This is a genomic window from Pantoea sp. MBD-2R (assembly GCF_039134845.1).
Lineage (GTDB): Bacteria > Pseudomonadota > Gammaproteobacteria > Enterobacterales > Enterobacteriaceae > Erwinia.
The window spans coordinates 1,455,036-1,476,642 of the sequence record NZ_CP152417.1; the positions used below are offsets into that span (position 1 = coordinate 1,455,036).

17 protein-coding genes are annotated in these 21,607 nt (G+C 54.6%); 13 read left to right on the forward strand and 4 right to left on the reverse strand.

The window, feature by feature from the left end:
* The first annotated feature begins 34 nt into the window (after positions 1-34).
* The 5 genes from AAGQ96_RS06770 (at position 35) to AAGQ96_RS06790 (ending at position 7,966) form a co-directional block, all read left to right on the forward strand.
* A complete protein-coding gene (locus AAGQ96_RS06770) occupies positions 35-1,204 on the forward strand; it encodes an HlyD family secretion protein (protein WP_342755118.1) in 1,170 nt (389 codons plus the stop codon).
* Positions 1,201-2,769, forward strand: coding sequence for a DHA2 family efflux MFS transporter permease subunit (locus AAGQ96_RS06775; protein WP_147196505.1), 1,569 nt, complete (start codon positions 1,201-1,203; stop codon positions 2,767-2,769). The genes AAGQ96_RS06770 and AAGQ96_RS06775 overlap by 4 nt, the downstream gene beginning before the upstream one ends.
* Before the next feature lies 1 nt (position 2,770).
* Positions 2,771-4,336, forward strand: coding sequence for an efflux transporter outer membrane subunit (locus AAGQ96_RS06780; protein WP_342755119.1), 1,566 nt, complete (start codon positions 2,771-2,773; stop codon positions 4,334-4,336).
* Between the two features lie 445 nt (positions 4,337-4,781).
* Positions 4,782-6,269 carry a sugar porter family MFS transporter gene (locus AAGQ96_RS06785; RefSeq protein ID WP_147196510.1) on the forward strand — a complete coding sequence of 496 codons (1,488 nt, stop codon included), beginning with the start codon at positions 4,782-4,784 and terminating at the stop codon, positions 6,267-6,269.
* A gap of 104 nt (positions 6,270-6,373) precedes the next feature.
* Positions 6,374-7,966, forward strand: a complete 1,593-nt coding sequence (locus tag AAGQ96_RS06790) for an ABC-F family ATPase (protein WP_147196512.1) — start codon at positions 6,374-6,376, stop codon at positions 7,964-7,966.
* 66 nt (positions 7,967-8,032) lie between these two features.
* On the opposite strand, the gene AAGQ96_RS06795 is transcribed toward AAGQ96_RS06790, so the two are convergent.
* From AAGQ96_RS06795 to moeA, 3 genes are all read right to left on the reverse strand, one after another.
* A complete protein-coding gene (locus AAGQ96_RS06795) occupies positions 8,033-9,577 on the reverse strand; it encodes a sensor domain-containing diguanylate cyclase (RefSeq protein ID WP_342755120.1) in 1,545 nt (514 codons plus the stop codon).
* A gap of 145 nt (positions 9,578-9,722) precedes the next feature.
* A complete protein-coding gene (gene moeB / locus AAGQ96_RS06800) occupies positions 9,723-10,475 on the reverse strand; it encodes a molybdopterin-synthase adenylyltransferase MoeB (RefSeq protein ID WP_342755121.1) in 753 nt (250 codons plus the stop codon).
* Positions 10,475-11,710 (reverse strand): molybdopterin molybdotransferase MoeA, encoded by a 1,236-nt coding sequence (moeA, locus tag AAGQ96_RS06805; RefSeq protein ID WP_147196518.1) that lies wholly within the window; start codon positions 11,708-11,710, stop codon positions 10,475-10,477. Before moeA ends, moeB begins: the two co-directional genes overlap by 1 nt.
* Before the next feature lie 247 nt (positions 11,711-11,957).
* Between moeA and AAGQ96_RS06810 the strand changes: the two genes are divergently transcribed.
* From AAGQ96_RS06810 to AAGQ96_RS06835, 6 genes are all read left to right on the forward strand, one after another.
* Complete coding sequence (locus AAGQ96_RS06810; RefSeq protein WP_342755122.1) at positions 11,958-12,920, forward strand: isoaspartyl peptidase/L-asparaginase; 963 nt, start codon at positions 11,958-11,960, stop codon at positions 12,918-12,920.
* A gap of 10 nt (positions 12,921-12,930) precedes the next feature.
* Positions 12,931-14,793, forward strand: a complete 1,863-nt coding sequence (gsiA, locus tag AAGQ96_RS06815) for a glutathione ABC transporter ATP-binding protein GsiA (RefSeq protein WP_342755123.1) — start codon at positions 12,931-12,933, stop codon at positions 14,791-14,793.
* 48 nt (positions 14,794-14,841) lie between these two features.
* Positions 14,842-16,368 (forward strand): glutathione ABC transporter substrate-binding protein GsiB, encoded by a 1,527-nt coding sequence (gsiB, locus tag AAGQ96_RS06820; protein ID WP_254446345.1) that lies wholly within the window; start codon positions 14,842-14,844, stop codon positions 16,366-16,368.
* Positions 16,369-16,427: 59 nt separating this feature from the next.
* Positions 16,428-17,348, forward strand: a complete 921-nt coding sequence (gene gsiC, locus AAGQ96_RS06825) for a glutathione ABC transporter permease GsiC (protein WP_147196526.1) — start codon at positions 16,428-16,430, stop codon at positions 17,346-17,348.
* 9 nt (positions 17,349-17,357) lie between these two features.
* The gene (gene gsiD, locus AAGQ96_RS06830) at positions 17,358-18,257 is read left to right on the forward strand and encodes a glutathione ABC transporter permease GsiD (protein ID WP_147196528.1); all 900 of its coding nucleotides are present in this window, start codon (positions 17,358-17,360) and stop codon (positions 18,255-18,257) included.
* Between the two features lie 86 nt (positions 18,258-18,343).
* Positions 18,344-18,793: a DUF4385 domain-containing protein gene (locus AAGQ96_RS06835; protein ID WP_342755124.1), complete on the forward strand. Its 450-nt coding sequence runs from the start codon at positions 18,344-18,346 to the stop codon at positions 18,791-18,793.
* Positions 18,794-18,822: 29 nt separating this feature from the next.
* On the opposite strand, the gene AAGQ96_RS06840 is transcribed toward AAGQ96_RS06835, so the two are convergent.
* Positions 18,823-19,530 carry a phage antirepressor KilAC domain-containing protein gene (locus tag AAGQ96_RS06840; RefSeq protein WP_147196531.1) on the reverse strand — a complete coding sequence of 236 codons (708 nt, stop codon included), beginning with the start codon at positions 19,528-19,530 and terminating at the stop codon, positions 18,823-18,825.
* Positions 19,531-19,741: 211 nt separating this feature from the next.
* Between AAGQ96_RS06840 and AAGQ96_RS06845 the strand changes: the two genes are divergently transcribed.
* Both AAGQ96_RS06845 and AAGQ96_RS06850 read left to right on the forward strand, forming a co-directional pair.
* Positions 19,742-20,404 carry a DUF3313 domain-containing protein gene (locus tag AAGQ96_RS06845; protein WP_147200556.1) on the forward strand — a complete coding sequence of 221 codons (663 nt, stop codon included), beginning with the start codon at positions 19,742-19,744 and terminating at the stop codon, positions 20,402-20,404.
* 63 nt (positions 20,405-20,467) lie between these two features.
* Entirely contained in the window at positions 20,468-21,580 is a 1,113-nt protein-coding gene (locus tag AAGQ96_RS06850) for a PQQ-dependent sugar dehydrogenase (RefSeq protein ID WP_342755125.1), read from the forward strand.
* Positions 21,581-21,607 lie beyond the last annotated feature (27 nt).

Below are 21,607 nucleotides of genomic sequence, written 5' to 3' on the forward strand. Positions count from 1 at the left end.
TCTTGCGGGCTCGGTTTGAGCCTGCCGTAACCTGATGAGAACTATGGCTAATCAATCTACTTCTTCCTCGGATGATGACAAAAGTCATCAGCACTCCGCTGAGCAGCAGGACGACAATCCGCAACAGGATAAAAACCCACAACAAAACGACGAGCAGCCTGAGCGCAAGCGCCCGGGTAAGAAGCCGCTGATCATTCTAGCTGTGGTGGTCGTGGTGATGGTGATTGTCGGCTTTTATTTCTGGTTTACCAGCCGCAACATTGAAACCACTGACGATGCTTTTACCGAGTCGGATGCGGTGACCATCGCGCCTAAGGCATCTGGCTATGTCACGCAACTGCTGGTGAAAGATAATCAGCGCGTGAAAAAGGGCGATCTGCTGGTGGTGATCGATCCGCAGGATAATCAGGCCCAGCGCGATCAGGCCCAGGCGCAGCTTGGACTGGCCACGGCCCAGCTTCATCAGGCGCAGGCACAGCTGGCGCTTTCTCGCGTACAGTATCCCGCGCAAAAAGACCAGGCTTTGGCACAGCAGGCGAAAGCTGAAGCGAACCTTGTGAACGCGCAGGAAGATGATAAACGTCAGCGCGGTGTTGATCCGCGAGCAACCTCGCAGCGTAATATCGATGCCGCCAGCGCACAGTTAAGAAGCGCCAGAGCGGAACTGCAAAGCGCCAAAGCGCAGGTGGAAGTCGCCTCACAAATTCAGCTGCAAATTCGTCAGCAGGAAACCAATGTTGAAGCCCGCCAACAGCAGGTTGAGCAGGCTAAGGCACAGTTGAATACCGCAAACCTTAACCTTTCCTATACCGAAGTCCGTGCGCCTTATGACGGTTTCGTCACTAAGCGTAACGTGCAGGTCGGTACGCTGGTTCAGGCCGGAAGCTCCCTTTTTTCCCTGGTCTCGCCTGATGTCTGGGTAACGGCAAACTTCAAAGAATCCCAGTTGGAACGAATGAATCCAGGCGACAAGGTTGAGATTACCGTCGATGCCTGGCCAGATATTAAGCTGGAAGGCCATGTGGACAGTATTCAGATGGGCTCGGGTTCGCGCTTCTCGACCTTCCCGTCAGAGAACGCCACCGGTAACTATGTGAAAATTGTTCAGCGCGTGCCGGTAAAAATTGTCATTGATAAAGGGCTGGATCCGAACAAGCCGCTGCCGCTGGGGCTTTCGGTGGAGCCTAAGGTGACGGTGGAATGAGTCACAGCGAAAGCTGGAAACCGGCCAGTAATCCCTGGCTGGTCGCCATGACGGTAACGCTGGCGGTGTTTATGGAGATCCTCGACACCACCATCGTTAACGTGGCGTTACCGCACGTCGCAGGTTCGCTCTCCTCCAGCTACGATGAGTCAACCTGGGTGCTGACCTCCTATCTGGTCGCCAACGGGATCGTGCTGCCCATTTCCGCCTTCCTCAGCCGTATGTTTGGCCGCAAGCAGTTCTTTTTGATCTGCATTGTGATGTTCACAATTTGCTCTTTCCTCTGCGGTATTGCTACCGAACTCTGGCAAATCATCCTCTTTAGGGTCCTTCAGGGCTTCTTTGGCGGCGGGCTGCAGCCGGTACAGCAATCGGTGCTGCTGGATTATTTCAAACCGGAAGATCGCGGTAAGGCATTTGGACTCTCGTCCATTGCGATTATCGTTGCGCCGGTACTCGGTCCCACGCTGGGCGGCTGGATCACCGATAACTACAGCTGGCGCTGGGTGTTCTTTATCAATATCCCGGTTGGCATTATCAGCGTGCTGGCTATTTACCAGCTGCTGGAAGATCCGCCGTGGGAGCGCAAATGGGCGAAGGGCAAGCTCAATATCGACTATATCGGTATCGGTTTGATTACCCTGGGTTTAGGATGCTTACAGGTGTTTCTCGACCGCGGTGAGGATGATGACTGGTTCAGCTCGCCGTTTATCGTCACCTTTGCCATTCTGAGCGCCATCGGGCTGGTTGGGGCAGTTTACTGGCTGCTGTATGCCAAAAAGCCGGTGGTCGACCTGCACGTGCTGAAAGATCGCAACTTCGCGGTTGCCAGCGTGCTGATGTCCGGTATGGCCGCTATTCTTTACGGCAGTTCCGTGGTAATCCCACAGCTGGCGCAACAGGATTTAGGCTACACCGCAACCTGGTCGGGGCTGGTGCTTTCGCCCGGTGCGGTATTGATTGTACTGACCATCCCGTTAGTGCTGAAGCTGATGCCAATTGTGCAGACGCGGTGGATCATCGCCTTTGGCTTCACCTGCCTGTTTGTCTCCTTTATCTATTCCGCCAAACTGACGCCGGATATCGACTTTACCACGCTGGTAATGATGCGCAGCGCGCAGACTATCGGGCTGGGCTTCCTGTTTGTGCCGCTGACCACCATCGCGTTTGTCACCATCCCACAGAGGCTAAATGCGGATGCCTCGGCGTTGTTTACGATGTGTCGTAACGTCGCCGGTTCGATAGGGATCTCGCTTTCAACCGCGATGATTACCGAACGCGAACAGGCACGCAGCGCCAGTATGGTGCATAACATGACGCCGCTAAATGAACCGTTTAACCTGACGGTAGAGCGCTGGGCGCAGGGCGTGAGGGACTTTACCTCCGCGGTGGGCGATCCGGTGACGATAGCGACTGGTCAGCTCTATCAGCAGATGATCGTGCAGGCGCGAATTCTCGCCTATATCGATGTCTTTATGGGCCTCAGCATTGTCGCCCTGGTTCTTATTCCATTTTGTTTACTGCTTGCGCCGATTAAGAGCGAGGGCAGTGCAGGAGCACACTGACATGAACGTTTCTCTTGATGCACGTTTGCGACTCAGCGTGCTGCTGGTCGCGGGTCTGACGTTATCGGCCTGTTCCGTTGGCCCGGATTACCGGCCGCCGAAACCGGTGACGCCGGCTTCTTTTAACAGCCTGCAATCGGACAGCGCTTCCCGACCTCAGGCAACGGCAACCAATCCTGGCTGGTGGAAATCGTTTAACGATCCCCAACTCAACAGCCTGATCGATCGGGCAATTGCCGGGAACCTGAGCTTACAGCAGGCGGTATTGCGTATTGCGGGTTCTCGCCAGCAGCTGAATCAGGCGCGAGGCGCATGGTTTCCGACGCTAAACGGCAGCGCTTCGGCGCAGCGCCAGCAGCTTGGGCTAAAGGGACAGCTGGAGTCGAAGGGCGTTTATCAGCAGCTGGATGACGTTGACACCGGCACCGATACCGATCTCTCTTCCGCACTGAATAGCCTGACGAAGCCGGTCGGGCTTTATCAGGGGAGTTTTGATGCGGCCTGGGAACTGGATCTGTGGGGCAAAGTGCGTCGCCAGGTAGAAATGGCTGGCGCGCAGCAGCAAGAATCTGTAGAGAGCCGCAATGATGCGCTGGTCTCGCTGGAGGCCGAAGTTGCCCGTACCTGGTTGCAGCTTCGCGGCGCGCAGTCGATCAGCCAGACGTTGGAAACCCAGATTGAGGTGGCGCAACAGACGCTGGAACTGACGCAGAGCCAGCAGCGTAATGGCCTGGCACCGCAGATGGACGTGGAAAATGCCCGGGCGCAGCTTAATTCTCTGCGGGCGCAGCTGCCGCAGTATCAGTCGCAAATTCATCAGGCCATGAACGGGCTGGCGGTGTTAATCGGCAAGCCGCCGGGCATGCTGGATGGCGAACTGGCGGTAAGTAAACCGATGCCTGCGCTGCCAAAAGCGATTCCGGTTGGCCTGCCTTCGACCCTGGCTCGCCGCCGCCCGGATGTGCGCCAGGCCGAGGCCAGACTGCACCAGGCTACCGCCAATATCGGGGTTTCTGTCGCCCAGCTGTTCCCGGATCTTTCCCTCACCGGCCAGTTTGGCATGCGGAATACCGATGCCAGCTATCTGGATAACTGGAGCAGCCACTTCTACAGCTACGGCGCTTCGCTCTCTATTCCAATCTTCCAGGGCGGCAGGCTGGTTTCAAGTGTGAAAGTGGCCAGAGCCGAACAGGCCAGTGCGGCGCTGGGCTATCGGCAGACTATCCTGACTGCATTGCAGGATGTGGAAAACGCGCTGGTCAGCTACCGTAACGATCAGCAACAGGTTGAGGGGCTGGATCAAACGGTAGAAGCGTTGCAAAACGCCTTCGATCTGGCAAGCGACAGCTATAAGCAGGGGCTTTCCTCCTTTATTGAAGCGCTTGATGCGCAGCGCCAGCTGGCGCAGGCGAAGCAGCAGGCCGCCTCGGCAAGGGTTCAAAGCAGCCTCGATCTGGTGGCCCTGTATAAAGCCCTTGGCGGCGGCTGGGAGCTATATCAAAACGTAACGCTGCCCGAATATTCCGTCTTCGGTCCAGCGGAAACCGGCGATGCACCCGTCCGATAAGTTGCGTTAACGCTCACCGCTGGTGGCAGGGATGCTCTGCCAGCGATGAGCCTGCCTGTTTGTTCCCCTCTCATCCTGCTCATCCCCCGTTTTTCCATTTTTTAATTTACGCACTCTACAACTGCCACAGGGAATGAAACGGCTCCCGCAGGTTATCGGTTTTTTCCCCCTTTTTACCTTAATTTGAAATAAACGTTTTAATTCTTTGCTGACCTCTCTAACGCCTCCTGGAGCATGCATAATGGCCGGAGACAATATTATTACCTGTTATATGATACTCCCGTCACAAAATGAGATGACTGTTGAGAGCTGTGCCGCAAAATTTAATTTTCATTGTTATTTTAAATGAAAAAAATGGACTAAGTTAGGATGCTATAAGGCCGTGCCGTATGCACCTGCCAGACGCTTTCATCCTGCATATCATTCCAAGAGGTTTGTCACCATTATGGCTAAAGAACAATATCTCACCCCCAATCGGGCTTCAGGCCCGAACAGCGCATCGCGAACGGAGCCCTTCGTGAAGATCATTGCCGTGATCGCCACGCTCGGCGGATTGCTGTTTGGGTACGACACCGGCGTTATCTCTGGCGCATTATTGTTTATGGGCGATGAGCTGCATCTCACGCCCTTTACCACCGGCCTGGTAACCAGTTCTCTGCTATTTGGTGCGGCCTTTGGTGCATTGCTTTCCGGACACTTTGCTGCGGCAGCCGGGCGGAAGAAAATCATTATTGTTCTTGCAGCGATCTTCGCTATCGGAGCGTTAGGAACCGCGATGGCTCCTGATGTCCACTGGATGATTTTCTTCCGCCTGGTGTTAGGCGTGGCCGTGGGCGGCGCATCGGCGACCGTACCGGTTTACATTGCTGAAATTGCGCCAGCGAATAAGCGCGGGCAGCTGGTCACGTTGCAGGAGCTCATGATAGTTTCCGGACAGATGCTGGCCTATATCTCCAATGCCGGGTTCAATGCTGCCTGGGGCGGTGAAAGTACCTGGCGCTGGATGCTGGCGATTGCGACTATTCCTGCGGTTGCTCTTTGGTTTGGCATGATGTTTATGCCTGATACGCCACGCTGGTATGCGATGAAAGGGCGTCTGGCCGAGGCGCGTCGGGTGCTGGAGCGTACCCGGGCAAAGAGCGATGTTGAGTGGGAAATGACTGAAATTGAAGAAACCCTCTCCGAAGAAGAAAATAAAGCTAAACCTCGGCTGCGTGAGCTGCGTAAACCCTGGTTATTCAAGCTATTTTTGATTGGCATCGGCGTGGCTGTTATTCAGCAGCTTTCGGGCGTGAATACCATTATGTATTACGCGCCCACCATGCTTAAAGCGGTGGGCATGAGTACCGATGCTGCGCTATTCGCCACCATTGCTAACGGCGCCATTTCGGTAATGATGACCTTTTTCGGCATCTGGCTGCTGGGAAAAATCGGCCGTCGTACGATGACGATGATCGGCCAGTTTGGCTGTACCGCCTGCCTGCTGTTTATTGGCTGTGTTTGCTACTTTATGCCGGAAACCATTAACGGGCAGGTTGATATAGTACGCAGCTATCTGGTACTGCTGGGCATGCTGATGTTTTTAAGTTTTCAACAGGGCGCGCTTTCACCCGTTACCTGGCTGCTGCTTTCTGAAATGTTCCCAACGCGGATGCGCGGAATATTCATGGGCGGCGCGGTCTTTGCCATGTGGATTGCGAATTTCTTAATTTCACTTGCTTTCCCGATGCTGCTGGCCAGCGTGGGTCTGTCAGGCGCGTTCTTTATCTTTGCGCTGATTGGCGTATTTGGCGCGATTTTTGTGGTCAAATGCGTGCCGGAAACCCGCAACCGTAGCCTGGAACAGATTGAGCACTATCTGCACGACTGGTTAAGCAATGACGCCGAAACGCGTTCAATTTCAACGCGGGAGCGTAAAGCAGAGAGTCACTAAGACGACGGTATGATTTTCCCTGGGGCAGCGGTGTATTCGCCGCCCCTTTTTTTTGGCATAATGCGCGCTGATTTATTCTCCCATCGTAAACGAAAGGCAATCCTGTGCTAGTTTCCAGCAACGTCACCATGCAGTTTGGCAGTAAGCCGCTGTTCGAAAACATCTCTGTCAAATTTGGCGGCGGCAACCGCTATGGCCTGATCGGTGCCAACGGTAGCGGCAAATCCACCTTTATGAAAATTCTCGGCGGCGATCTGGTGCCAAGCGCCGGGAACGTCTCGCTCGATCCTAATGAACGCATTGGTAAATTGCGTCAGGATCAGTTCGCTTTTGAACAATATAGCGTGCTGGATACGGTGATCATGGGCCACGGCGAGCTGTGGGAAGTGAAAGAAGAGCGTGACCGTATTTACGCGCTGCCGGAAATGAGCGAAGAAGACGGCTATAAAGTTGCCGATCTGGAAGTGCAATACGGTGAAATGGACGGTTACACCGCCGAAGCGCGTGCCGGTGAACTGCTGTTGGGCGTGGGCATTCCGCTGGAGCAGCATTACGGCCCGATGAGCGAAGTTGCGCCCGGCTGGAAACTGCGTGTCCTGCTGGCGCAGGCGCTGTTCTCCAACCCGGAGATCCTGCTGCTCGACGAACCAACCAACAACCTGGACATCGATACCATTCGCTGGCTGGAGCAGGTGCTGAACGAACGTAACAGCACCATGATCATCATTTCGCATGACCGTCACTTCCTGAATATGGTGTGCACGCACATGGCGGATCTGGACTACGGCGAGCTGCGTGTTTATCCGGGCAACTACGATGAATATATGACGGCGGCGACGCAGTCTCGTGAGCGTCTGCTGGCAGATAACGCGAAGAAGAAAGCGCAGATCAACGAACTGCAATCTTTCGTTAGTCGCTTCAGCGCCAACGCCTCCAAATCTCGCCAGGCGACTTCTCGTGCCAAGCAGATTGATAAAATCAAGCTGGAAGAAGTGAAGGCCTCCAGCCGCCAGAATCCGTTTATCCGTTTTGAACAGGATAAGAAGCTGTTCCGTAATGCGCTCCAGCTGGAATCCCTGACCAAAGGTTTTGATCAGGGGCCGCTGTTTAAAAACGTGAATCTGCTGCTGGAGGTCGGTGAAAAGCTGGCAATTATCGGCCCGAACGGTATCGGTAAAACCACGCTGCTAAAAACGCTGGTGGGTGAGCTTCAGCCTGATAGCGGTGAGGTCAAATGGTCTGAGAATGCCCAAATTGGCTACTATGCGCAGGACCACGCGCATGATTTTGCCGATGACCTGACGGTCTTTGACTGGATGAGCCAGTGGAAGCAGGAAAGTGACGACGAGCAGGCCGTTCGCGGCATTCTGGGACGTCTGCTGTTCAGCCAGGACGACATCAAAAAGCCAGCTAAGGTGCTCTCCGGTGGGGAAAAAGGACGCATGCTGTTTGGTAAATTGATGATGCAGAAGCCAAACGTGCTGATTATGGATGAACCGACTAACCACCTGGATATGGAATCCATCGAAGCGATCAACATGGCGCTGGAGATGTATGAAGGCACCCTGATTTTCGTTTCTCACGACCGTGAATTCGTCAGCTCGCTGGCCACGCGCGTGATTGAAATGACGCCGGGTAAACTGAACGACTTCACCGGCAACTACGAAGACTATCTGCGCAGCAAAGGTATCGTCTGATCGTATTGGAAGGGGAGGCGAAAGCTTCCCCTTTCACGTTCTGCGTCGGCGCTTTTCCCATCCGCCCTAAACGATTTCTACCCGATTCCGCCCGGATGATTTCGCCTGATACAGCGCCTTATCTGCCTGCCCGATAAGTTTCTGCCGGTTATTTTCAGCTTCGCTTCCTGGCGTCACATGCAGCCCGATACTGACGGTCACCACTTTGGCCGCGTTTTCACTGTTTTCGTGAGGAATAGCCAGAGTCGCAATCGCTTCTTTTGCTGCTTCAGCGAAGCGTAGCGCGCTCTCCTGCTCCCATCCGACAAGGATAACTGCAAATTCTTCCCCGCCGTACCGCGCAACAAGATCTTCAGACTGGTGAACAACGTTTTGTAAAGCACCCCCTATGCGCCTCAGACAATCGTCACCCGCCAGATGGCCGTAGGTATCGTTGAATCGCTTAAAGGAGTCGACATCGACCATTAACAGCGCCAGCGGGGTTCGCCATTGCTGCGAGCGCTCCAGACAGTGATCCAGATAAAGATCGAACTGGCGGCGGTTTGCCAGCCCGGTAAGGCTGTCTACCAGCGCCAGCGTTTGCAACGTGCGATTCATCGCCGCCAGCTGGTCGCGTGTTCGCGCCAGCTCCTCCTGATTGCGAATGCTGTAGCCGATATTACGCAATAATAAAGATCCCAGCACGGCAATCACTGCCAGCAGTAAAATACACAGCGCCACATAGACCAGCAGCTCCGTTAGCCAGGCATGGATCAGCTGTTTTTTGTCATATCCCACCGTCACCACCAGCGGATAACGCTTTAAGCTGGCGTAGCCAAAGACGCGTTCGACGCCGTCCAGGGCTGCGGCATAGATCGCCGTGCCGCTGTTGGACTTTTTCAACAGGCTGGTGAACAACGGGCTACCGGAAATATTACGGTTAATGGTGCTGTCGGGGAACGGGCTGGCATACAGGATATTACCGCTGTTGGTCATTAACGCCAGCAGCCCACGGTCGCCAAGATCGTAGTAGCCAAAAATTTGCCGGAAATAGTCAATCCGCAACGTAGCCAGCAGCACGCCCCGGAAAGAGCCATCACGGTTATTCAGACGCATTGAGAGCGGAACAACCAGGTCACCGGTACTGCGGCTGTGAATCACCTGACTTATCAGCATTTCAGAATCATTGTGCTGTTGATGATAGCGAAAATAAGCCCGATCGCTGTTGCTTCGATGCTGTTGCAGCGGTCCGCCGGAGGTAATAACCCAATTGCCCTGGGCATCGTAAACAAACAGCCCATGCAGCTGTGGGAGCGAGGCTTTACGCTCAACCAGCAGATTACGCAGATAGGTCTGCCTTTCCGGATCCAGTCCTACCAGCGTAATACGGTCACGCAAATCCTGTAGCGTAAGCTCTATCGGCAAAAAAGAGTCTTCGGCCTGGCGCGAGACCGATTGGGACAGGTTATGCGCGTCGCTCTGGGTCTCATTTAACATACGTTGCCAGCTGTTATACACAATCCAACCGTTTACCAGCAGGACGGCACAGCCGATCACCAGCAAAGAGACGATCAGCGATCGACGCAGTTTTAGCATGCTGACATCGGGTTGCGGGCGAAATTCCCCAGTCATGAAAACGCTCCCTTGCGTAAAATCGCAGTCCTGTAACTATAGTGGGGATGCGAAGAATCTGTTGTTTTTACGTAGAAAAGGTGTGAGTGAATGTGCGCGCCGTAGCAAAAACAGCGCGCGAATAAAAGTCGATCTGGAGAGGAAATCAGCCGCCACAAACTTCGCAAGCCGGATCTTTTGCCAGCGTCAGACTACGGAATTGCAGCGTCATAGCATCATAGATCAGCAGCTTACCCGCTACGCTTTCGCCATAATGGGTCAGTAAGCGAATGGCTTCCATCGCCTGTAGCGAGCCTATTACCCCAACCAGCGGCGCCATGACGCCTGCTTCCACGCAGCTTAGCGTGCCAGCGCCAAACAGGCGGCTCAGGCAGCGGTAGCAGGGATCATGTTCCTGCCAGCCAAAGACGCTGATTTGCCCTTCCATGCGGATTGCCGCGCCGGAAACCAGCGGGATTTTACTGGCAAAGCACAGCCGGTTGAGTTGTTCACGCGTGTCAACGTTATCGGTGCAGTCCAGTACCAGATCGTGGTCACTAATCAGTGCGCCCAGCGCATCGTCATCAAGCTGCTTGTTAATAGCCTGCACCGTCAGATGGGGGTTGATTTCGTTTAGCTGTTGCCGGGCGGACTCCACTTTTGCCATGCCGATTTGCGCGTCACGATGCAGGATCTGGCGTTGCAGGTTGGAGAGGGAAACCGTATCGAAATCCAGCAACGTTAGCTGGCCCACGCCAGCCGAAGCCAGATAAGGCGTGGCGGCACAGCCCAGGCCGCCCAGTCCAACCACCAGCACTTTTGATGCTTTCAGCTTCTCCTGACCCTCAAAGTCAAACCCGCGTAAAACGATCTGGCGGTTATAGCGCAGCATCTCTTCGTCGCTAAGTTCCGGTAGCATTAGCCCTCCAGCAAAGGGTTAAACGGTTCGACCTCAACCCATTCTCCGGCCTGCACGTTGCCGCGTTCGCGCTCAAGTACGATAAAACAGTTCGCCAGACTAAAGGAACTGAATACATGAGATCCCTGCGCGCCAGTACTATGAACTTCCAGTTCGCCGGCTGCATTACGCTGTAGCCTGCCGCGCTGAAAATCCAGTCGGCCGGGCGTCTTTTTCAGATTATCAGCCACTTTTACCCGCTGGCGTGGCGGAAGCGCTGCGCCTTGCTGGCCGCTAAGCTTCGCCAGCAGCGGCTGTACCAGCTGATAAAAGGTCAGTGCAGCGGAAACGGGATTGCCAGGCAGGCCGCAGAACCAGCTGCTTTGCAGACGACCAAAGGCGAAAGGTTTCCCCGGCTTGATCGCCAGCTTCCAGAAACTGATTTCACCCAATTCTTCCAGCATCGCTTTGGTGTAGTCAGCCTCGCCGACGGAAACGCCGCCGCTGCTGATTACCACATCCGCCTGTTCATCCGCCTGCATAAAAGCAGCCCGTAAAGCGGCCCGATCGTCAGGAATAATGCCGAGGTCGATCACTTCACAGCCCAGTTTATTCAACATCAATTGCACGGCGAAGCGGTTAGTATCATAAATCTGGCCTGCTGCCAGCGGCTGGCCCACCGGCTGCAATTCATCGCCTGTAGAGAAAACGGCTACGCGCAGCTTGCGCTTTACTTCCACCTTCGCTACCCCAAGCGAGGCGAGCAGAGGGAGCTCGGCGGCACCAAGACGCACGCCGGGGACTAATACGCTGGCACCGGCAACAATGTCTTCTCCAGCCAGCCGAATATTCTGACCTTTAACAACATCGGCACGAATAAAGACGGCCTCACCGACTTTTTCTGTCTCTTCCTGCATCACCACGGCATCACAGCCGTCGGGCACTGGCGCGCCGGTCATAATACGAATCGCGCTTCCGCCTGGCCATTCGCCCGTAAAAGGCGCACCGGCGAAAGCTTTTCCGGCAATATTCAGCGGTTTTCCTTCCTGAATATCGACCAGGCGTACGGCATAGCCATCCATCGCCGAGTTAGCAAAAGGGGGGACGTCAATGGGGGAAATGACCGCTGTGGCGGTGATCCGGCCCGGTGCTGTAACCAGTGAAAGCGTTTCAGTTTCAGCAACAGGGACGATTTGCGCGAGCATCGTTGCCAGCGCATCTTCAAGGGAGATAAGTCCCGCAGTAAAGGATTCCATAATGTCTCCAGCGTGCCTGACGCGAGGGCAGGCGTACAATCAATACGCTATTATGGCGTGAATTAACCTGAGGGTCACGTAAACCCATGCCAGTGTTATGTTATATAACCTTTTGTTATGAGCACTGTGTAAACTTTCCGCTTTACATCACTTTACCGCCTGCCTATAGTCAAAAACGATCAGAAATTTAATAAAAAAAATCTAACTTAGTGTTTTTCATGCCGATTTGGCACCGGGAGAACGGATTATGGTCAAGGCAGTTATCGCCATTCACGGCGGAGCGGGTGCGATCGCTCGTGCCAGCATGAGTGTGGAAAAAGAGCAGCTCTATATTCAGGCGCTTTCAGCCATTATTACTCAAGGCCAAACAATCTTAGCCGATGGCGGCAGCGCGCTGGATGCCGTTACCGAAGCCGTGCGTTTGCTGGAGGAGTGTCCGCTGTTCAACGCCGGAAAAGGCGCGGTCTTTACTCATCAGGGCACCCATGAACTTGATGCCTGCGTAATGGACGGTCATTCGCTACAGGCCGGAGCCGTGGCGGGCGTCAAACGCGTGCGTAATCCCGTTTTGGCGGCGCGGGCCGTGTTAGAGAACAGTCCGCACGTACTTTTGATTGGCGAAGGGGCTGAATCCTTTGCTTCAGACCATGGGCTTGAGCAGGTTGGCGCGGACTTTTTTTACACGCAGGAACGTTGGGATCAGCTGCAACGCGCCCTCTCCACGCAGCAAATGCTGCTGGATCATGACGGTGCCTCGCAAACGTCGGATGATCCTCTCGATCCGGATCGCAAATTTGGCACGGTAGGCGCGGTGGCACTGGATCAGTACGGTAATCTGGCGGCGGCCACCTCGACAGGCGGCATGACCAATAAACAGGCAGGACGCGTCGGCGACTCGCCAATTATTGGGGCGGGCTGCTATGCAAATAATGCCAACGTGGCGGTCTCCTGCACCGGCACAGGTGAAGTCTTTATGCGTACGCTGGCAGCCTATGATATTGCTGCACTGATGGAATATGGCGGTCTTTCGCTACAGGAAGCCAGCAATCGCGTGATTATGGAAAAAATTAAGGTACTTGGCGGCAGCGGCGGAGCAATTGCCGTAGACCGCGATGGCAACGTGGCGCTGCCGTTTAACAGCGAAGGCATGTACCGCGGTTTTGGCTACGTCGGTGACGCGCCAAACGTGGGTATCTATCGCGAAGCATAAAGGAGGCAGCATGGCTACGACCCCAACGTCAGGTTTATCTGCCGGACAGGTGCTTTCGGTGAGGGATCTTAACGTCAGTTTCAGCCAGCAGGGGGAGACTATCCATGCGGTAAAAAATCTCTCCCTCGAGGTTAAGCGTGGCGAAACGCTGGCCATTGTTGGTGAATCCGGCTCGGGAAAATCCGTGACCTCTTTAGCGCTGATGCGGCTTATTGAGCAGGGCGGAGGCCAGATCGACAGCGGAGAAATGTGGCTGCGGCGCAGAAGCGGTGATGTTATCGATCTTTCGCGTGCGCGGCAGTCAACGCTGCGCACCGTGCGCGGTGCCGATATGGCGATGATCTTTCAGGAACCGATGACCTCGCTTAACCCCGTTTTTACGGTTGGCGATCAGATTGCCGAGTCGATCCTGCTGCATCAGGGAAAAAGCCACCGTGAGGCGATGAAAGAAGCGGAACGCATGCTGGATCTGGTGCGGATCCCCGAAGCGCGCAGCGTGCTGTCGCGTTTTCCCCATCAGCTCTCTGGCGGCATGCGTCAGCGGGTAATGATTGCGATGGCGCTCTCCTGCCGACCCGCGCTGCTGATTGCGGATGAACCGACTACCGCGCTGGATGTCACCATTCAGGCGCAAATTCTGCAACTGATCCGCGTGCTGCAAAAAGAGATGGAAATGGGCGTCATTTTTATCACGCACGATATGGGTGTGGTAGCCGAAATGGCCGACCGCGTGCAGGTGATGTATCGCGGAGAAGTGGTGGAAACCGGACCGGTTGAAGCGATTTTTCAGGCACCGCAGCGTGATTACACTAAAGCGCTGCTGGCGGCCGTGCCGAAACTGGGCGCAATGACCGGCACGCTTTACCCGGCGAAATTTCCGGTGCTCACGCCGGGCGGCAATGACGATATTTCTCTGCCTCAGGATACTGTTCCGCCGGAGGCTAAACCGGTGTTGCAGGTGCGCGATTTAGTGACCCGTTTTGATATTCGCGGCGGCATTCTCAATCGGGTTAAGCGCCGCGTGCATGCGGTCGAAAAGGTCAGCTTCGATCTGCATCCCGGTGAAACGCTGGCGCTGGTGGGCGAGTCCGGCTGCGGCAAATCCACTACCGGCCGTTCCCTGCTGCGTCTGGTTGCCAGCCAGGGGGGAACCATCACCTTCAACGGGCAGCGCATCGATAACCTTACCGGTGCCGCGCTTTCGCATCTGCGCCGCGATATTCAGTTTATTTTTCAGGATCCCTACGCCTCTCTCGATCCGCGACTGACCGTGGGTTTCTCCATTATGGAGCCGCTGCTGGTTCACGGTATTGCCCGGGGTGACGAAGCTGAAAAGCGAGTGGCCTGGCTGCTGGAGCGCGTGGGCCTACTGCCGGAACATGCACGGCGTTATCCCCATGAGTTTTCGGGTGGTCAGCGTCAGCGCATCTGCATTGCCAGAGCGCTGGCGCTGAATCCAAAAGTGGTGATTGCCGACGAATCCGTTTCGGCGCTGGACGTTTCCATTCAGGCTCAAATCGTTAATTTAATGATGGATTTACAGCGCGAATTCGGTATCGCTTTCCTGTTTATTTCGCATGATATGGCGGTTGTCGAGCGGATCAGCCATCGCGTGGCGGTCATGTATCTCGGTCAGATTGTGGAAATCGGCCCGCGACAGTCCGTTTTTGAACATCCTCAGCATCCTTACACGCGTAAGCTGATGGCTGCGGTACCGGTTGCCGATCCCGCTCACCGTCGGCGTGAACGGCCGCTGCTGGTGGAAGAGATCCCAAGCCCTGTCAGAGCATTAGGCGATGAGCCACAGGTAGCACCGCTGCTTGAAGTCAGCGCCGGTCATTATGTCGCTCGTCATGCCGTAGGCGGCGCCTGAATTAGCTGTGCAAAACAACAAGGGATTACAGGAGAAAAACGCAAAATGATGAAACGTAAGTTACTGTTAACCGCCGGATTACTGGGCAGCTTTGCGGCGGTGCCAGCCTGGGCGGCGAAAGATGCGGTGATCGCTGTAGGATCCAACTTCACTACGCTAGACCCTTATGACGCTAACGACACCCTGTCGCAGGCGGTGGCGAAATCGTTCTATCAGGGTCTGTTTGGCTTTGATAAGGAGATGAAGCTGACCAATGTGCTGGCTGAAAGCGTTGATGCCAGCAAAGATGGCCTGACTTATACCATCAAGTTGCGCAGCGGCATCAAGTTCCAGGACGGCAGCGATTTTAATGCCGAAGCGGTAAAGGTCAACCTCGATCGTGCCAGCAATCCTGACAGCCATCTCAAACGCTATAACCTGTTCAAATCCATCGCTACCACGGAAGTCGTAGACCCGAAAACGGTGAAAATTACGCTGAAAGCGCCGTTCTCCGCCTTTATCAATACGCTCGCCAGCCCGGCAGCCGCGATGATTTCACCGACGGCGCTGAAAAAATATGGAAAAGAGATTGGTTTCCATCCGGTCGGCACCGGCCCTTATGAGCTGGAAACCTGGAATCAGACCGATTTTGTTAAGGTGAAGAAATTCGCTGGCTACTGGCACAAAGGCTATCCGAAGCTGGATACCATTACCTGGCGTCCGGTTGTCGATAACAACACTCGTGCCGCCATGCTGCAAACCGGTGAGGCTAACTTTGCTTTCCCAATCCCTTATGAGCAGGCCAAGCTGCTGGAGAAAAACAGCAAGCTGGATCTGGTGACGTCGCCGTCAATCATGCAGCGCTACATCAGTTTTAACGTGACGCAAAAGCCTTTTGATAATCCGAAAGTGCGTGAGGCGATCAACTTAGCCATCAACCGTCAGGCGCTGGTTAAGGTTGCTTTCGCCGGTTATGCCACGCCGGCAACCGGTATTGTGCCGCCTGCTATCCAGTATTCACAAAGCTATCCGGCCCCGGAATACAATCCGGCTAAAGCACGTGAATTGCTGAAAGAAGCGGGTTATCCAAACGGCTTTAGCACCACGTTATGGTCTTCGCACAACCACAGTACCGCGCAGAAAGTGTTGCAGTTCACCCAGCAGCAGCTGGCACAGATTGGTATTAAAGCGACCGTCACGGCAATGGATGCCGGACAGCGTGCAGCGGAAGTGGAAGACAAAGGGCAAAAAGAGAGCGGCGTGCGGATGTTTTATACCGGCTGGTCTGCGTCTACCGGTGAAGCTAACTGGGCATTGACGCCGCTGTTCGCCACGCAGTCCTGGCCGCCAACCATCTTTAACACCGCTTTCTACAGCAACACCCAGGTGGATAAAGATTTGACTGACGCACTGAACACCACTGATGGCGAGAAGAAAGCCGCGTTGTATAAAGACGCTCAGGATAAAATTTGGAAAGATCAGCCCTGGGCACCGTTGGTGGTGGAAAAACTGGTTTCCGCCAATACCAAAAATCTTACCGGTTTCTACGTGATGCCGGATACCTCGTTCAGCTTTGATGATGCCGATCTGAAGTAACTACGCTTGTTCGCCGCCGTGCGCCTCTGTGGCCACGGTGGCGAGGCGCAGGATAACCTATGCTCAATTATTTTATTAAACGCTTGCTGGGACTGATCCCCACGTTGTTGATCGTGGCGGTGCTGGTGTTCCTGTTTGTGCATATGCTGCCGGGCGATCCGGCAAGGTTGGTTGCGGGCCCGGAAGCAGATGCCACCGTGGTCGCCATGGTGCGTCAGCAGCTTGGCCTGGATCAGCCGCTGTTTCATCAGTTCTGGCATTTTATCAGCCATGCCGTGCAGGGTGATTTTGGCCAGTCAATGGTGTCAAAACGCCCGGTCTCAACAGAAATTGCCCAGCGCTTTTTGCCAACGTTGTGGCTGACGCTCAGCAGCATGGTGTGGTCGGTGATTTTTGGCATGTCGATCGGGATCGTTTCTGCCGTCTGGCGTAACCGCTGGCCTGACCGTCTGGGAATGACGCTGGCCGTTTCCGGCATCTCATTCCCCGCGTTTGCGCTGGGGATGTTGCTGATGCAGGTTTTCTCGGTCGAGCTGGGCTGGCTGCCTACCGTCGGTGCGGACAGCTGGCGGCACTATATTCTGCCTTCCCTTACCCTGGGGGCGGCGGTGGCGGCGGTGATGGCGCGCTTTACCCGAGCCTCCTTCGTCGAGGTGATGCAGGAAGACTATATGCGTACCGCGCGGGCAAAAGGCGTGCGCGAAACCTTCGTTGTCATCAAACATGGCCTGCGTAACGCCATGATCCCGGTTGTCACTATGATGGGCTTGCAGTTTGGTTTTCTGCTGGGCGGCTCTATTGTGGTGGAGGTGGTGTTTAACTGGCCGGGACTGGGACGCCTGCTCGTGGACTCGGTAGAAATGCGTGATTATCCGGTGGTACAGGCTGAAGTGCTGCTGTTCTCCCTGGAGTTTATTCTTATCAACCTGATTGTCGATATGCTCTATGCCGCGATCAACCCCGCGATTCGCTACAAATAAGGACCCGCGATGAAAAACTGGCGACGTAGCGCGGCTCTCTCCGCGATGCCAACTGTACACCGCGTGCGCACTCCCTGGCGGGAATTCTGGCGGCGTTTTCGCCGTCAGCCGGTGGCGATGATAGCCGGCATCTTTGTGGTGCTGCTTATTTTGCTGGCCGTTTTTGCGCCATGGATTGCGCCTTTTGATGCGGAAAACTATTTCGATTATGACCGCCTGACGGAAGGGCCGTCTGCGATGCACTGGTTTGGCGTGGATTCACTCGGCCGCGATATTTTTAGCCGCGTTTTGCTGGGGACGCGTTTATCGCTGATCTCGGGCTTTGTCTCCGTGGCAATTGGGGCGGCTATCGGTACTGCGCTTGGGTTGCTGGCGGGTTACTACGAAGGCTGGTGGGATCGCATTATTATGCGTATCAGCGACGTATTGTTTGCCTTCCCCGGCATCCTGCTGGCTATCGCCGTGGTGGCGATTATGGGCACGGGTATGGCGAACGTGGTGATTGCCGTCGCCATTTTCAGTATTCCCGCTTTCGCCCGCCTGGTCCGTGGTAATACGCTGGTGTTGAAGCAGATGACCTTTATTGAATCTGCCCGCAGTATTGGCGCATCGGATTTCACCATTATCATGCGCCATATCCTGCCAGGTACTCTCTCTTCCATCGTGGTCTATTTCACCATGCGTATCGGCACTTCGATTATCACCGCAGCGAGCCTTTCTTTTCTGGGGCTGGGCGCACAGCCGCCGACGCCGGAGTGGGGGGCAATGCTGAACGAAGCCCGTGCCGACATGGTGATGGCGCCGCATGTGGCGATTTTCCCGAGTCTGGCGATTTTTCTTACCGTTCTGGCTTTTAATCTGTTGGGCGATGGTTTGCGTGATGCCCTCGATCCAAAGTTAAAAAGCTGATTACATGGGTCTGCGCGTTTGCCTGTTGGCAGGCGCGAATTCTCTTTTCCTGTGCCAGGCTTACTCTTTTAACAGGAGGTCAGGCCGTGAAGGAATTCGATTACCAACAGGACTTTAAAACCATCGATTTTCGTCAGCAGCCCGAGCTTTATCAGGTTGGGCGCGGTGAGCAGGGCGTACTGATGGTCGAGCCTTATAAAAGTGAAATTCTACCGCACTGGCGCTTTAAAACGCCTGCCATTGCCGAGGTGTCGGCAAAGGAAATCATGAAGCTGTTTGAGGCGTACCGCGAGCAGGATGATTTTGTCGGTATGGACATGGCGCGTAAATTTATCCAGATGGGATATACCCGCGCCAGACGTTACGCCAATCATAAAGGCGGCCGTAAATACGATGACGATCGGCAGATCCTGCCCTATCACGTAAACGAAGAGAAAGCCGCCTCAGCGGCCATTTTTAAGGCCTGGTGGGACAAAATTCGCGAAGATCAGGATTATCTGGCCCGCAAGAAACAGCATCAGGCGAAATATGGCTGAGGCTGCTCTACCATGCTGCCGTGGTTGCTTCAGGCCGCCGCGCCTCTGCGTTGCGTGGCAAGGTGTCCTGCCCACAGTTCTGCAATCCACTTGACGCCTTTGGCGGTAAACCGCGCCTGAGAGAAAGCATGCTGATTCTCTCCCACGCTGGCATGGACCACGAAATAGCCCGCCTGGAGATGATGCTGCTGTGGCGTTAGTACGCCATTAGCGCGATACATGATATTGCGCTCAAACAGGAACTGTCGAAACTCCGGTTCTTTGACTTTAAGCATCTTACAAAGCTGGCGAAAACCCAGTGAGTCATCGACCTGCATATAGCGATCAAAAAAGTCCGCCTTTGGCGCCGTCAGCGCCAGCTGCTTTTCAGCGGTTTGGCGTCGTTCAAATTCCTCTGCCCATGCGCGTGCCGCGACAGCCGGATTGGTAAAGTCAGGCAAATGCGCATGCTGTTCGCGTTCCTGCCAGTTATCCAGCGCCTGGGCGATAAAGGCTGGTGCAAGGCGCGCGATCGCCTGTAACGAATCACGCTTGTTCAGAAAATATTCCTGGCGTGTCTCGCCTTCACGTTCATAAAGGTTGACCGACAGGGGCTGTGAAAGGCGCTGGGTGGTTTCCAGACTTTTAATTAACCGTTTCACTTCACCATGGGTAATGCCGATCATCTTAGCGATGTCGCGGCTGCTCATGGCGTTCGACTGATTCAGCGAATGACGGGTTTCTACTGGCATCATCATGGTCTTTACCCCTTACTGTCGGATAACAATGCCCTGTTGGGCAGTAGAAATAGTATACAATTGCCTGTTTAAATATCCAGTACTTTTTTTAGTCAAATTTTTAACGCGAAGTGATAACTTCTTCGCATAATTTTTAGGCTAAATGGTAATGTTGCAACAAGCCGCTATGCTTCAGATGTCTCTGCATTTTCCCGCTAAAAAGGAAGAATCTATGCACGCGCTGCGTATGTGTCTGGTTGTCGGGGTGATGGCTATAACCCTTACTGGCTGTGCTTCTAAAGTCACCGAAAAGCAAAATTTTTCGGGTTTTCTGTCCGATTACTCCCAATTAAAACCTACCCGTTCCCCGAGCGGGCATCCTACGCTTCGCTGGATCTCCCCCGATTTTCATTCTGCGGATTATCACGGCATCTTTTATATGCCGGTGGTCTATTACCCGCCAGCCCGGCCGACGGCGCGCGTAAATCAGACCACGCTCGACGGCTTGCGTAGATATGTTGATAGCCGGATGCAGGCTGCCGTTGCGAAACATAAACCCTTGGTGAGTTCCGGCGGCCCGGGCACGCTGATGATGAAAACGGCCATTACCGCCGTTAACGCAGAAAATCAGGATATGAAATTTTATGAAGTGGTGCCGGTGGCCGCGGTAATCGCCAGCACGATGGCGGCCTCAGGGCACCGTACGCAAAACAGCGTGCTCTATCTTGAAACCCAGTTAATTGATACCAAAACGGGTAACCCGGTGCTGGTGGCAGTCCGGAAAGCCTACGGTAAGAGCGTGGCAAACAGCAGCGCGCCGGTAACGCTGGATGATTTAAAACAGGCCGTAGATGAAATGGTTCAGGATGTGGCGGCTTTCCCGCCGCAGCCCTGAAGCTGACCGCCATTAAGGGGCGGCAGCTCAGGATCGACAGCGATCCCCTTCAGGAGAGAAAGCATGTTCCGATTACTGCACGGCAGCTTACTGGCTGGTGTCCTTTTAATGAACTGCCCGGTTCTGGCTGCAAAAACGACCGTTGAACAGCTGCAAAACGGATTAAATCACCCCTGGGCGGTCGCTTTTTTGCCAGGGAATCAGGGCATGTTGATCGCTGAACGTTCCGGCCAGCTACGGCACTGGCAAAACGGCACGCTTTCCGAACCGCTCGCCGGTGTGCCTGAAGTCTGGGCCGAGCGGCAGGGCGGGCTGCTTGATATTGCGCTATCCCCCGATTTTGTGCAGAACCGTCACGTTTATCTTAGCTATACCGAAGCTGACAGCAGCGGGCGCGCTGGTGCGGTAGTGGGTTACGGCACACTGAATCAGGAAAAAAGCCGGTTAACTGATTTTAAAGTGATCCTTCGACAAGAGCCGAAACTCTCGAGTGGCGCAAATCTGGGGTCGAGGCTGCTTTTCGACGAGAAGGGCTATCTCTATATCAGCTTTGGGGACAATTTTCAGGCCGCTACTGCGCAACAGCTAAACGCGCTGACCGGCAAGATTATCCGTCTGAATGCCGATGGCAGCGTGCCAAAAGATAACCCTTTTGTTAACCAGCAGGGTGCAAGAGGCGAAATCTGGACGTATGGGATGCGCAATCCACAGGGGCTGGCGCTAAATCCCTGGACTCACGAAATATGGGAAAGTGAGCATGGCCCGCGCGGCGGCGATGAGGTCAATATTCCGCGTAAAGGGAAGAATTATGGCTGGCCGTTGGCGACATGGGGCGTGGATTACAGCGGTGAAAAAGTCCCGGGTTCAAAAGGTGGGACAGTGCCAGGGACTGAGCAACCTGTTTTTTACTGGAAAGTCTCTCCCGCCATCAGCGGCATGGCGTTTTATAACAGCCAACGTTTCCCTCAGTGGAAGGATTCATTGTTTATCGGTTCATTAAAGGAAAAGAACCTTATTCATCTGACGGTCAATGGCGATCGTATTGTGGAAAAAGAACGTCTGTTGGGCGATCGCGGTGAACGCATTCGCGATGTCCGCACGGGACCAGATGGTTATCTGTATGTACTGACGGATGAATCGGATGGAAAATTACTGAAGGTTGGGCTGGAAAAATAAAGGGGCTGCCCGGCTGCCCGGCAGCCC